At 32.7% G+C, this 14,742-nt stretch carries 11 protein-coding genes; 9 read left to right on the top strand and 2 right to left on the bottom strand.

Annotation, left to right across the window (positions count from 1 at the left end):
• Positions 1 to 81 precede the first annotated feature (81 nt).
• From thiL to AC1EUV_RS02200, 9 genes are all read left to right on the top strand, one after another.
• Positions 82 to 1,134: a thiamine-phosphate kinase gene (thiL, locus tag AC1EUV_RS02240; protein WP_480197031.1), complete on the top strand. Its 1,053-nt coding sequence runs from the start codon at positions 82 to 84 to the stop codon at positions 1,132 to 1,134.
• Between the two features lie 529 nt (positions 1,135 to 1,663).
• Positions 1,664 to 2,317 carry an AraC family transcriptional regulator gene (locus tag AC1EUV_RS02235; protein ID WP_480197030.1) on the top strand — a complete coding sequence of 218 codons (654 nt, stop codon included), beginning with the start codon at positions 1,664 to 1,666 and terminating at the stop codon, positions 2,315 to 2,317.
• Positions 2,318 to 2,899: 582 nt separating this feature from the next.
• On the top strand, positions 2,900 to 6,031 hold the full coding sequence (locus AC1EUV_RS02230; RefSeq protein ID WP_480197029.1) for a SusC/RagA family TonB-linked outer membrane protein: 3,132 nt from the start codon (positions 2,900 to 2,902) through the stop codon (positions 6,029 to 6,031).
• A 20-nt stretch (positions 6,032 to 6,051) separates the two neighbouring features.
• Positions 6,052 to 7,470 carry a SusD/RagB family nutrient-binding outer membrane lipoprotein gene (locus AC1EUV_RS02225; protein ID WP_480197028.1) on the top strand — a complete coding sequence of 473 codons (1,419 nt, stop codon included), beginning with the start codon at positions 6,052 to 6,054 and terminating at the stop codon, positions 7,468 to 7,470.
• Positions 7,471 to 7,484: 14 nt separating this feature from the next.
• Entirely contained in the window at positions 7,485 to 8,408 is a 924-nt protein-coding gene (locus AC1EUV_RS02220) for a hypothetical protein (RefSeq protein ID WP_480197027.1), read from the top strand.
• A 139-nt stretch (positions 8,409 to 8,547) separates the two neighbouring features.
• The gene (locus tag AC1EUV_RS02215; protein WP_480197026.1) at positions 8,548 to 9,144 is read left to right on the top strand and encodes a hypothetical protein; all 597 of its coding nucleotides are present in this window, start codon (positions 8,548 to 8,550) and stop codon (positions 9,142 to 9,144) included.
• A gap of 342 nt (positions 9,145 to 9,486) precedes the next feature.
• Positions 9,487 to 10,836 carry a hypothetical protein gene (locus tag AC1EUV_RS02210; RefSeq protein ID WP_480197025.1) on the top strand — a complete coding sequence of 450 codons (1,350 nt, stop codon included), beginning with the start codon at positions 9,487 to 9,489 and terminating at the stop codon, positions 10,834 to 10,836.
• A gap of 198 nt (positions 10,837 to 11,034) precedes the next feature.
• A complete protein-coding gene (locus AC1EUV_RS02205) occupies positions 11,035 to 11,370 on the top strand; it encodes a hypothetical protein (protein ID WP_480197024.1) in 336 nt (111 codons plus the stop codon).
• A gap of 352 nt (positions 11,371 to 11,722) precedes the next feature.
• A complete protein-coding gene (locus tag AC1EUV_RS02200) occupies positions 11,723 to 12,649 on the top strand; it encodes a TolB family protein (protein ID WP_480197023.1) in 927 nt (308 codons plus the stop codon).
• Here AC1EUV_RS02200 and AC1EUV_RS02195 read toward each other — a convergent pair whose 3' ends face one another.
• Together AC1EUV_RS02195 and AC1EUV_RS02190 are read right to left on the bottom strand one after the other, a co-directional pair.
• Complete coding sequence (locus AC1EUV_RS02195; protein WP_480197022.1) at positions 12,650 to 13,780, bottom strand: TlpA family protein disulfide reductase; 1,131 nt, start codon at positions 13,778 to 13,780, stop codon at positions 12,650 to 12,652. It lies immediately after the preceding gene.
• A gap of 83 nt (positions 13,781 to 13,863) precedes the next feature.
• Positions 13,864 to 14,646, bottom strand: coding sequence for an alpha/beta fold hydrolase (locus AC1EUV_RS02190; protein ID WP_480197021.1), 783 nt, complete (start codon positions 14,644 to 14,646; stop codon positions 13,864 to 13,866).
• Positions 14,647 to 14,742: the final 96 nt, after the last annotated feature.

The following is a 14,742-nucleotide window of genomic DNA, read 5'->3' as shown; positions in this document are numbered from 1 at the left end:
AAAATCATGCTAATTGTTAAAAATTATCGATTTTTGCAATGAAAAACAAATGTATACATTTCTCACTGTTAAACTTGAATTATGCTAGAAGATAAAAATGAACAACGCACCTCATTAGCCGATCTTGGTGAGTTTGGACTTATACAGCATTTAACTAAATCAATTAAATTACAGCATAAATCTTCTGTTAAAGGAGTCGGTGATGATGCAGCGGTATTAGACTTTGATAAGCAAATTTTAGTTACGACTGATTTGTTGGTTGAAGGTGTACATTTTGATCTTTCGTATATGCCATTAAAGCATTTAGGATATAAAGCTGTAATGGTAAATTTGTCTGATGTGTATGCTATGAATGGAAACGCTACTCAGATTACAGTTTCTATTGCAGTATCGAACCGTTTTCCATTAGAAGCGATTGAGGAATTGTATGCAGGAATTGATTTAGCTTGTAAGAATTATAATATTGATCTAATAGGTGGTGATACAACTTCTTCAACTAAAGGCTTATTGATAAGCATTACTGCTTTAGGTGAAGTTGAAGAAAAGAACGTGGTCTATAGAAATGGTGCTAAACCTAACGATTTAGTGATTGTTACAGGTGATTTAGGAGCGGCTTATTTAGGTTTACAAGTTTTAGAGCGTGAAAAACAAGTTTTTCAGGCGAATCCTAAGGCACAACCAGAGTTAGATAATTATACTTATTTGGTTGAAAGGCAACTGAAACCTGAAGCGAGAAAAGATGTTATTAAGCTCCTAAAAGATTTAGAGGTAAAACCAACTTCTATGATCGATATTTCTGACGGATTGTCGTCAGAAATAATACATGTTTGCCAACAAAGCGAAGTAGGGTGTAATTTATATGAAGACAAATTTCCACTTGATCCTCAGGTTATTTCTACTTGCGAAGAGTTTAATATAGATTCTACAATGGTAGCGTTAAGTGGAGGGGAGGATTACGAATTACTTTTCACTATTTCCCTTGATGATTTTGAAAAAATAAAAGCAAACCCAAACTTTACTGTTATTGGGCATATTACCGACAAAAATGAAGGAATGAGTTTGGTTACACGCGCAAATCAAAAAGTGGAACTCACTGCACAAGGATGGAATGCCTTGTTAAAAAATGGATATTAACCAAGTATTTTGTTCTTGCTTATAAGGGTTTACAGATTAAGCCTGGCTTAATGGTATTTTTGCTGCAAGTAATAAGTCAATGAATTTATTTGAGAACATATTTTTGTTTTTTGCATTTCAAGCTGTAATTATAGCGTTCTTGTTTTTCTTAAAAAAGAAAGGGGATATTGTTGCCAATTTTTTATTGGGATTTTATATTCTTCTTTTTGGCTATAATATTTTTTATAACGTATTGTATTGGTCTAATTTTTTGTTTCAAATCGATTATGCGGTACTAATTTTCTCTAATAGCTTGGTTTGGTCTTTATATGCCCCCATTTTATTTTTGTATGTCAACCGAATAATTTTTCGTAAAGAATTTACTCTTAAAGACACTTTTCATTTTCTTCCTTTTATATTTTTGCTTTTTAATTCATGGCAATTTTATGTCCTTTCTGCGTCTAACAAATTGGCTGTTTTGCGAAATAGTAAACTTTCTGAGTATCAATATTTTTCCAATCGACACATTACAAAATTTTTGGTGCTAATAATGTTAGTATATGGAGTTTACATTCTCTTGAATAAACGAAGAGATCTAAAAAGTTATAATCAATCGAGATGGCTTGCGTGGTTAATATATTCTTTTTTAGGCTATGTAACAACATTCATAATTTATCTTGTATTTCAAGAAATAGGTTTGATAGCGGAAGGATATGATTATATTATAGTCTATACAATGATTTTTTTCATAGCAATGATATCCTATTTTGGATTTTTACAACCCGATGTTTTCAATGGATTATCAATGGATAAAATCATACCCTTCAAAAAATATCAAAAAACAGGTTTGACCAAGAATCATTCTATTGAGTTAAAATTTAGGCTTGAAAATTTTATGAATAAGAATAAGCCGTATTTAAATAGCGACCTTAGGTTAGACAATTTAGCAGAAAAATTAAATTTATCAAGACATCACATGTCTCAAGTAATTAATGAACACTTTGATGCTAATTTCTTCGACTTTATTAATAAGTATAGAATAGAAGAAGCCAAAACAATGTTAAACGATGATGACAATTTAACTGTTACAGATGTTTTATATGCTAGTGGCTTTAATAATAGAGTTTCCTTTTATAAAGCATTTAAAAAATATACAGGTATTACTCCAAGCCAATATAAGCTTAAAGAAGACCGAGCTTCCTAGAATACATTAAATATATTATTAAAATATATCGGCAAATTTGTAAAGGTTTTTAAGACATTACAATCCCTAGGATTTATTTATTTTTCTTTGTTATATAAAGCGTATAGCTTTAGTTCTTACTTCATGATAATACATTAGTCCACTAGACTTTGTTTCATAAGGATGAACATTTGAATTAATTAGTAAGCCAGAGTGTTATGAGCTCTGGCTTTTTTATTTGAATTATTGATTTATGTATATCAATCTCTAAATAAGATAACAATTTAAGCAAGTCGAATTGAATTTGTTTAGATAACTAAATGTAACTGTAAACATTTGATTATTAATGTAAATGTAAGCTTGTATCGGCGAATCTGTAAAGGTTCTTAAGCAGTTACATATTTCTATTCTTTTCAATATTTCTTTGAAAGCAGAAATGTTGAACAACAAAAGTGGACGAAACCATTTCCTACTTATAAAAGTATTAAAGTTCCACTAAACTTTGTTTTCATAATTAAGGAAAATTATTTGAATTAATTAGTTTTCTAAAGCTTTTTTGTTTGGCATTTCTTTTAACTATTTATTAACTCAAATAACTAATTTATGAAATGTAAGTTTTACTATTTATGTTTCTTTTTTGTTATGTTTAGTAGTGTTCTACTACATGCACAAGAAAGAACTATTACAGGAACAGTCTCAGATGATACTGGCCCTTTACCAGGAGTAAGTATAATTATTAAAGGAACTGCAACGGGTACCGAAACTGATTTTGATGGTAAATATTCAATCAATGCGAAAAAGGGGGATGTGCTTGTATTTAGCTTTGTTGGTATGGCTATTCAAGAAAAAACAGTAGGTACTGCAAGGGTAATTAATGTAGTATTAATTGCTGATAATGTTCTTGAGGAAGTAGTTGTTACCGCCTTAGGTATTAAACGACAAGCTCGTGCTCTTGGATATGGTACAGATGCCGTTAAAGGAGATGACTTAGTAAAGGCTAGAGAGTCTAACATTGTAAATGCTTTACAAGGTAAAGTAACTGGTGTTCAAATTACAAACTCGAGTGGTAACCTAGGTGGTTCCTCTAAAATTATAATTAGAGGGGTATCTTCTTTATCTGGTAGAAACAGCCCAATATGGATTGTAGATGGGGTTATCATTAATGATTCTCAAACAGCTGGAACGAGTAGAATTTCTGGTAATAGAGATTTTGCCAATGGTGCTGCTGTGATCAACCCAGATGATGTTGAGTCTATGAGCGTTTTAAAAGGAGCAGCAGCTACTGCACTTTATGGTTCTAGAGCAGCAGCTGGTGCAATCATAGTTACTACCAAGAAAGGTAAGGCAAGTTCAAGTGGTAATACTACAGTTTCTATTAATTCAACAGTTAGAATGGATGATCTCTTTAGAATACCAGACTATCAACAAGAATATGCAATGGGTACTAATGGTACTTACAGTTCTGGTTCTGCTGGATTTGACTGGGGGCCACGTATTGTTGGTCAAACTGTACCTAATGCTCCTGTGACAAATGTACCAGGTGTATTAAGAGCAGTTAAAGATAATGGAGTTAGAGATTTCTTTAATACAGGTTATACCTATATCAACAACTTTGCTGTTTCAGATGCCAGTGAGAAGATGGATTACAGGTTAAGTTTAACATCATTAAATCAAACAGGTATACTTCCTGGTGCAAGTTTGAACAGATATACTGCTAGCTTCAATGCTGGTATTAGACATAATGATAAATTAGAAACAAGATTTGGTGTTCAGTATATTAAGTCTAAATCTTTTGGAACTGGTGCTACAGGTGCCAACGACCCTAATATTATTGGTTTGAGTTCTTTTAGTAGTACATTAGATCAAAATTTATTTAGTCCTTGGAAAGATGCTAGCGGTAACCAAATAAACCATATAGTAAATGATCAAGGCAACTTGGCAAATAACCCACTTTGGTTACGTTATGAAAATTCAAATGATCGTAATGATGATCGTGTAATTGCCAGTGCCTCTGTAACATTCAAGCCTTTTGAAGGGTTCGCTTTAACAGGAAGAATAGGTATTGATCTAGATGACGATAAGCGATTTATAGAAAATAGCAAGGGTACAATACAAAGGTTATTGGGTAATTTTGATTCTGATAATATAAGACGTCAAGAAATTACTGCTGATATTATTACTTCTTTTTCAAGAGATTTAACAGAAGATCTTTCTTTAAATGTATTAGGTGGTTTCCAATATAACTCAAGAATATTTGAAAGACAGCGAATACTAGGTATTAATTTATTAATTCCTGAATTGTTTAGCCCTGCAAATGCTCAGCAAACGCTAGCAGGTAGAGGTTTTACCGAGACTAGATTGGTTGGTTTATATGGTTCTACCGAATTTGGTTATAAGAATTGGGCAACCTTAACGTTGACAGCTAGAAATGACTGGTCTTCTACATTACCTACAGATAACAATTCATATTTTTATCCATCAGCAAGTTTAGCTTTTGTATTTACAGATGCCTTTGGTATTGATAGTGATTGGATTTCTTATGGTAAATTTAGAGCTAGTTGGGCGCAAGTAGGTAATGATACAACTCCTTATGCATTAGATTTTAACTTTTTTCCAGTTACTACAGCATCGGGACAATATAGTTTAAATAATAATTTCCCATTTAACGGCGCATTAGCATATTCTGCCAGTACAATTATTCCTCCTTCAAACTTAGTTCCAGAAGAACAAACTTCGTATGAATTTGGGTTAGACATGAAACTATTCAAAGGAAGATTAGGTATTGATTTTGCTTACTTTAAAAATGAAAACAGAAATCAGATATTAGCTGTTGCTATTCCTCAAACTACAGGATTTGGATCAAGAGTTTTAAATGTTGGTCAGGTAGATCAAGAGGGTTTTGAACTTGCCATAGATGCTACCCCTTTAAAAGTTGGTGACTTTACCTGGAATACTGCAATTAACTTTTCACAGGTGGAATCGGAGGTTGTTGAGCTAACACCCGGTTTGGAACGTTTTACAATAGCGTCTGCATTTAGCAGTGTACAGGTAGTGGCTGTTCCTGGTAAAGAATTTCAATTATTTGGTTTTGATTTCTTAAGAGACCCTGCTTCAGGCAGGCCAATTATTGATCCTACTACTGGTAGAAGGCAGCAGGCAGGCCAAGCAGAAACTTTAGGCTCTGTTTTACCAGATTGGACAGGTGGTTGGGTAAATACCTTTTCTTATAAAGGTTTTAGCTTGAATACTACCATTGACGTAAAATGGGGTGGTGTCATGATATCTTCTACAGTTCGAAACTTGCAACAAGGTGGACTTGTAACTGAAACTTTATATGGTAGAGATGGAGCTTTTATAGATACTGATGGTGTTATTCCTGATGGAAATGGTGGATTTGTTGATAACAATGTGCCATTATTAAATGCTGAAGACTACTGGACAGCTTCTTTAGGTGTTGGTAGTGTAGCTACTCCTTGGGTGTATGATGCTTCTTTTGTTAAGCTAAGAGAAGTAGGTTTATCATATACATTACCTTCAAAAGTGTTAGAAAAAACATTTATCAAAGGTGCAACTTTTGGTGTTGAAGGAAGAAATTTAGCATTATTATACTCTAAAGTTCCTCACATAGATCCTGAAGCCAGTTTACTTGGTTCTGGAGCTAGTGGCTTTGGTATAGAAAGATCGAATGTGCCTACTACAAGAAGTATTGGTTTTAATGTAAGACTAACATTTTAAACTTAAAAAATTAAGAAAAGATGAAAAAAATAAAATTTATAATATTAGCATCTGTTTTGATGTTTGGGTCATTACAATCTTGTGAGAAGACCCTAGATATCAATACTAATCCTTTGGCTGCTTCTTCGGCCGATCCGAATGCAGTTTTGCCATTTGTCTTTGTACAATATTCGGCTAGAAAAGTAACCGAATTAGGAACTAGAATTTGTGATGTATCTCAATACATTTCAAACACGTTTAATAGCCCAAATAGAGGTACTGTAAGTAGTTTTCTTACAGGTAATACCTGGAGAATGTTTTATGTGCAAGTATTAGGAAATTTATCATTAGTAAAAGCGGATGCTGCAGCTGCGGGAGAAACAAGTAATAATGTAAATGCAATTGCAACCATCTTAATGGCGCAAATTTTTTATGAAGCAACGAGTCTTTGGGAAGATGTTCCTTTTGGTGAAGCTTTAAATGGTACTGATTTTCCTAACCCTCAGTTTGACAGCCAGCAGGATGTATTGAATGGCATTGTTGCTATGTATGATGAAGCTATCGCATTGATAGATGCCATTCCTGCTACAGGTAATTTTACAATTACTCCTACCAGTGATATGTATTATGGCGGAAATATGGACAATTGGAGAATCTTAGCCAATTCATTAAAGCTACGTACATTGATGATGTTAAAAAGTGGTGGCGCAAGTGTTGATGCACAAATTAATACGACTTTAGGCCAACCCTTAATGGAAACAAATAGCCAAGCTGCCATGATACAATATTCTGGACAACCAGGAGCTCAAAATGCAATGTTAGCAATTATTACTGCATTCTTTGGCCCGGATAATGAAAGTTTAAATGTATTTGGTCCTGGTGACCCAATAGATGCTTTGTTAAATGGCTCTGGAGATCCACGTTGGGATTTGTGGGTTGCTAGAAACGATCTGCCTGCACCTGGTAATGATCTATTTCCAAATCCATCTTCATCAGTTTTAAGTAATAATATTATAAGAGCTAATCTACCTGACATGCTAATAATGCCAGCAGAAATAGATTTGTATAAAGCACAATTAGCATTAGAGGGTGTTGCGGCTGCTGGTGACGCTGAAACTAACTATAGAAATGGTGTTAGCAATGCTATTAAATGGTGGGGGCAAGATATTCCTGGAGTATTAGCTACTGTAGCTACTGGTGATATTGACGCATATGTAAATGGTTTAGCTGCTCCAACAATGAACGATATATATAATCAACAATATTTGGCTACATTCTTACAACCAGTTATGGCGTGGAATGTATGGAGAATTAATAAAGTACCTGTTTTAGCTCCTCCACCAAATTCGTCGATAGGAACTGTATTAAGAAGATTTGTATATCCTCCAAATGAGATAGCAGCGAATCCTAACACTCCAGCTGATAAACCAACTTTTGAACCAATGTGGTTTGAAAATTAAAAACGTATTTTAAGATGAAAAAAATAACATATATTTTAATAGCATCGGTTATTTTCTTAACCGGTTGTTCAGAAGATTTTGTATTAAACGATAATGATCAAGGTTTAAACGTTGCATTATTAGATGGCGACTATGTAGCGTATAGTGCTAATGGAGCCAATACTACTACTCCTGCAATAGATGCTAAGGAGGGAGATACTGGTGTTGCATTAAATGTTGAGATACCTACAGGTACAGAATCAGATGTTACAATTAACTTTGAGTTTGGGGGTACAGCTATTTTTGGTACAGATTTCACTTGTGCTGGATGTACTAGTGCTGGAGGTAGTGTTGTACTTACACCGGATGACGGTGGTGGCGCCACTAACGTCATAGATAATGTGGATATACTTATTGATTTAGTAAAAGATCAAAATCAAGATGGTGACAAAACATTAACTGTAACTCTTGTAAGTGCTTCTAATGGTCAAGGTGCTGTAAATGTTGGTCGTGGTGGAACTGATTTATTAAGAACTCAGACTGTAAACATTTCTGATATAGACTGTGGAGACGTAGCAGGACTTTATAATGTTACTGGTACAATCTTAGTAGATGACTTTGGCTCTGGACCATATGCCTATGATGATAGAATTGCTTTAGCTGATTGTTCTGTAGAAGGAGAATATGGTATCGCAGATATCACAGGAGGATTATACACTAATGCTTATGCAACAAACTATGGTGTTACACCTGCTGCTGCCGTAATTGAATTTGACCCAACTACTGACGGACCAGTTACTTGGAGCGGTGTTTCAGATCAGTTTGGTGGTTCAGTTATAGAAGATGCTGCTTCTGCGACTGCTAGTAATTATAATGCCGCAACCGGTGTAGTTACCATTTATTGGACAGCAACTGCTTATGGTGAGCGTGGTGTCACAATGTATACTGTTGTACCTTAGATCGATTAATTTAAATTAATGATTAAGATTTTTATGCTCTTGCATTGACTTTGATATAAAAAACAACCTTTACAATTTTAGAAAGTCCGCTTTCGTGGCGGACTTTTAATCTTGTTCTAAATAATGAATCCTTAAACATATGATTAATCAAATAAGAAGTATAAACATTTTGCTATTTACTATCATGATATGTAATGTTGCTTGCGCCCAATTTAAAGAGCCATTTAGTAAGAGACTAACTGTGAACGAAGTTTCCAAAGAAAACCCTTACGGTAAGTCAAACCCTAAAGCCCCAGCTGAGATTAAAGATTTCGAAAAACTAATAGGCGAATGTAATTGTAAAAGTTTGCAAAGAGGTCAAGATACGTTGGCACTTAAATGGAGATGGAAGTATATTTTAAATGGTTTTGGGGTGCAAGATGATGGCTGGTTTGGCAACGATACAATTCAATCAGCATTTACAAGTATAAGAATACTCAATCCTAAAACTAAAAAATGGCATGTTCCATTCTTTACACCAAATATGATGCGAGATCCAAATGTTTGGGTTGGTGGTAAAGAAGGCGATAAGATTATATTGAAAAGAAAACAAAAACTCCAGAATAATGTGGAAGCTGAAAGTATCCTTACTTTTTTTAATATATCAGATAAGGGCTATGATTGGACAGGGAAAATGGTAATGCCCAATGGTAAAGAACATATTTTTTGGCAAATATGGTGTATTAAAGAAGATTAAAATGAGTGTCAAAGATAAGATTGAAATAGTTATCCTATTAATTTTGATCTTCTTATTATTAATGTTTTTACCACTTACTTTTATGATTTTAAATAGTTATGATTCTAATCCAAATTTTGATCAATATTTAGCTGGTTTGCACGTTTTAATTTCGGTATTAATATTGGGCTTAATATTGTTTATTGTTAAAGATTTACAAAACTAAAAATGGTTATAAAATTGGATTCTTTTAACTATAAAAATACAGTTATGTTAAACTTTGTTAATTGTAGCTAACCCTTATAAAGGTTTACAGATTTTCAAATTAGATTCTTTTCATTTGAGAAACTAATTATTTTAAAAATGAAAAGAATAATACTAACCCTCTTAATTATTAACCTTTCAAATATTGGCTTTTCTCAAAAAGCATATCAACCAGAACTGGGTAACAAAAATTACAAAGCAGTAATTGCCAAAGCAAAAAAAGCACTTATAGTCAATAAAACAGACTCTATGGCTAATTATATGTTAGGCTTGTCGTATACCAATTTGCAAAAGCATAATGATGCCATTAAGCAGTTAAACTTAGCCAAAGAAAACGGGCTTAATATTTTTCCTGTTCAACTAAATCTCGCCAAAAATTACACAAAAACTGGTCAGATAGAAATGGCTATAGCAGAACTAGACACTGCTTCCAAAACGGGCAGATTAACTCTAAATCAAATTGATAATTCTGAGTTCGAGTTATTAAAATCTAGTCAGAATTATAGAAAAGTAAGAAAACAAGTATATAATAGTATCTATCCTTGTAAAGCAGATAACAGCTATCGACGTTTTGATTTTTGGGTTGGTGAGTGGGAAGTGTTTACTCGAGGTCAAAAAATTGCGGAAAGTACAATTTCATTAACCAATGGAGACTGCGGTATAATAGAAAATTATAGACCGCAAAATGGAAGGGCTGGTGGCAATTCAATCAGTTATTACGATAGTGCTGACAAAAAATGGAAGCAAAATTGGGTAGCTGGTGGTAGTGTTTCGCACTACTCAGAGCCAGATAGTATTACAAAAGGAAATATGCAAATTATTGCGAACGCAACAACACCAAATGGAGCTAAGTATTTATTAAGAATGTCTTATTTCAATAATGAAGATAAAACAGTAAGACAACTTATGGAGCGCTCAATAGATAAAGGCAAGACATGGGTGCCTGTCTATGACGGATTATACAAACCTAAAATTGAAAATAAAATGAGTAGTAACGTAGAAATTAAAAAGATAAATCTAGAAGAAGATAATTTAATTTTTGGTAAAGAATTCATAGGTTCTTATCAAAATACACCAAAGCATATAGAACAGGTGAAATCGAAACTAAAAACTTTGAATTATTACTACAAACCGTTAAATGCGGTGTCAATTTATTTGTCAGATCCTCAAACGGAAAAAGAAAATATGTTAAAATCATTTCATGGACATGTAGTAAACGAAAGAAGAAATATAAAACCTCCTTTCAAAATTGTAGAGATGAATGCTGGCGAATATTTAGTAAGTGCTACAAAAGATAAATCATTAATGAATAGTTTATATAGTGAAGCTTTTAAGCATGCCGCTATAAATAATGTAAAACTATCAAATAATGAACCACCCATTTTAATAACTACGGCAGACGAAATAGGAAATCCTGTTTTTTCAATCTATTTTAAAATAAATGAGTGATACTTCAAATAAACGATTCTATTTTTTAGTAATTATTCTATCAATATGGATTTTAATACTAATAATCGTAGGTGGTATATTATATATCATAAATTGATCTAATTAAAAGTAAAAGAGTTATGAAATTCAACACTCTATTTTATTACTATTCATTTTCTTAGTTATTGACTGCGCAAAAAAATAGAAACAAAACAAAGAATGGATGAAAATAAATTAACAATTCAAGTGTATTACGAATGTATGGGCGACAAGATTAAAGAACCTTTGCTGAATATTCTGTATAAAAATATAGTGTTTAAAAGCAAATGGGCTAATTATAAAAGTAGAGAAGAAATGCTTGATGCTGTTTGGCCTTATGTAGGTATTAATAAAGCATACAATTTAGAAATTAAAAAAATAAAAGATTACTACCTGGTATCATACGATCTAAAAAATAAAAAAGACAAGAATAAAATTGCAGAGGCCATTGAAAAAATCACTTTTAACGATAAAAAGATGATTGAAATAGAAGTTAAGAGAATGAATAAAATTTAGGTGTCACATCTTACAATATGAAAATAATTAAAACAGCATCTTATTAATCTTTAGATTTAACTTAATCAACGTACAAAATACTTATTTTAAAAAATTTGATAAAAGTATACTTCGCCTTGTAATTATTAATCTCAAATCCAATTATTTAAAAGGTTTATGATATGAGTAAAGGTAGTTTATATGGCAAAGACAAAGGATGCTTATTGAATATTGAACCATTGATAGAAATCAACTAATTATTATTTAATTTTTACGTTTCGCTAGATTGTAGTTAAAAAAGAGTTAATCTATTCAAGTTGATTTCATTTAAGCTAATATTATCCTAATTTTAGGAAACCAAAATCAATCCCTAATGATTAGAATTATACTATCAATTTTTACTGTATTAGCTTCAATCTTATCTTTTTCTCAAAAAGAAGCTCAGGCCTTTTTACCAGAAGTCTTTGAGGATTATCCTAATGTGCGCGATTTTACGATGTCACCAGATGGCCAAGAGATTTATTTTACAGTTGATGATCTAAAAAGTAGAGTAGCACTGATTGCATATATTAAGAAAGCAAAGGACGGTTGGAGTAAGCCTAAATCTGTTTCTTTTACAGGTAAATATAGAGATTTAGAAGCAGCATTTTCTCCAGATGGCAAGCGATTATATTTTGTGTCGAATAGGCCGATTCATAAGGATTCTATAAAACCAAAAGATTATGATATCTGGTTCGTAGATAGAATTAATGATGGCTGGTCGGAGCCAAAAAACATTGGAGAACCTATTAATACTTCGGCTCACGAATTTTATCCTTCGGTTACTAATAATGAGGATATCTATTTTACTGCTGAACGAGAAGGAGCTGTGGGTAGGGAAGATATTTTTGTTAGTCGATTAAAGAATGGCAAATACCAAGAGCCAACTTCACTTAAAGGAGAATTAAATACTAAATATTTTGAATTTAATGCTTTTGTAGCCCCTGACGAGAGTTATATTCTATTTAGTGGTCAGCGCCCTAAAGAAGGTAAAGGAAGAGGGGAATTGTATATTAGTTATAATGAAAATGGCACTTGGTCTAAAGGAAAGTTATTAAACAAAATCAATTCTGAGTATCTTGATTTTTGCCCATTTGTAGATATAAAAACAGGTAAATTATATTTTACGAGTCAGAAAACTGACGCGAAGAGATTCTACGACAAATCGTTAGATTTAGATTCATTTTTAGAGATGTATAAACAATGTCCGAAAGGATTAAATAGAATTTACTCTATAGATTTTGAAGAAGTAAAGAAATAATTACTTTTTGACAATCAGATTATCAATAAGTTTAGTAAGCTCTTCTCCATGTAAATTTTTGGCTAGGATCTTACCATTTTTATCGATCAAAAAATTATCAGGTAAAGCCGTTACAACATAGTCATAAGCAGCTGGTGTTTTAAAACGCTCTAAAGTAGAAACATTAGCCCAAGTACGATTGTCTTTTTCTAATGCCTTTAACCATTTTTCACGTTTATCATCGAGTGATACACCATAAATATCAAATTGCTCTCGTGAATGTTTAGACATTAACTCATTTAATTTTGGAGCTTCTCGCCTACAGGGTCCACACCAACTAGCCCAAAAATCAATTAAAGTATAATCAGAATTTAATGAAGCTAAACTTACCATGTCTCCGGCAGCGTTTGGCATTTCAATAGGAGCAACTGTTCCACCAATAGCAGTTTGTTGTAGACGATTTACTTTTTCTCGAATTTTTTTGGTAATAGCTAAATCAGGGTGGGCAGCTTCAAATTGAGTAGCCAATGAATCAAAGTTAGCTAATTGATGTGCTCCTTTCCATCTTATAGAAGTTGCATATAAACCCAAAGTTGAATTCATATTTTTTTGAATATAATCAACTAGTTGATCTAAATGCTTATCGTAATTGATTAATTCTAATTTACCTAATTCAGCAATCTTTCCTTGGTCTGGATTCTCAGTCTTTTTCAATTCCTTTATTTCTCTGCGAACTGATTTTACCAATCTATCTAACGATTCAGCTCTAAAAGTTTCATATGCCAATAATTCTTCACTATCCTTTGAACCTCGAACTACAGTTTTAAAATTATCAGTATTATAACCAGTTATGGTTAAGAGTAAATTTTGCCCTTTGTTTATTACTAAACCTACTTTCTTTTTATTTGGAAACGTAAGAGAATATAAATAAGGCTCTGTATTAAATGACGCTTCAAAATATCCATTTTTATCAATTAGGATGGTATCTATTACCTTTTCTACTTTACGCTCTATATCTGCCTCTTGCTTTAAGATTGCATAATCAACAACTGGGTCAATAGTTCCTGAGATAGAAAAAGTAACTTCTTCTTTCTCTGTACAAGACAATAGTATCACAATAGATATTGATAAGAAAAGTAATCTTTTAAACATAATAGTTTGGTTTTTGCTGTAGCAATGGTCGGCTAAAATAATTTATAATTACACGAGAGGTTGTTAAAAGATTTATAAAGTATTTAACTACATTTTTTGATAAACCATTGCAACTCAAATAAGCAATCATCAAAGTTTTCGATATGGCTCATGTGTCCATCGGCAAATTCTACTAACTCTACTTCTGTATTTTTAACTTGATCGATCAATGAGTCATAATCTAACACAGGATCTTTTCTACCAATAATCAATAGCTTTTTATAAGGTGAAAAATGCAATAACATATCTCTATGATCACGTATTTTCATTCCTTCTAGAGCAGCAACAATTCCCTGTAAAGGTGTTTTTAATGCTTCCTTTTTTAGAGATTTTATTTCTTCAGCAAAAATCTTTCGATTTTTTGGCCTAAACAGATTTGCAATAGCCATTCGAACAAAAGTCTTGTGATTTTGTTTTACAGCTTTGATGGCTCTATCGCGATTTTTCTTTTTCTCCGTTGAGTCTGCTTTTGAAGTGGAATTGTGCAAGCATAACCCTTTTAAAGCATCCGGATTCTTTTCCGCGAAAGCGAGCGCTACATAGCCACCCATAGAATGCCCAATCATAATCGAACGTCTAATCATTAAATGCTGTAAAACAGCTTCAACAGCTTTGGCCATTTGCTCCATGGTATGTATATAACCCAAGCATCCGGTTTTGCCATGTCCTAAAAGATCAATACAGATCACACGATTTTTCATGCTTAGCTGGGCGGTTATCCGCTCCCACATTGATGAATTTTCTAAAAAACCATGTAACAATACCACCGCCTGACCTTTACCTTGGTCGGTATAAAAAATATCGATGCCTTTATGTGCTAAAATCATTTTACTATATTCGGCAAAGATAAAGAAGATGGATGCTTGATGATTGAAGTTAGAAGTGCCAAAAGAAAAGAATTATTAACAATTAAAAAGATTCCT

The sequence above is a fragment of the Maritimimonas sp. 2304DJ26-3 genome (genome assembly GCF_056591635.1).
This window is presented reverse-complemented; position numbering and strand designations above follow the sequence as displayed.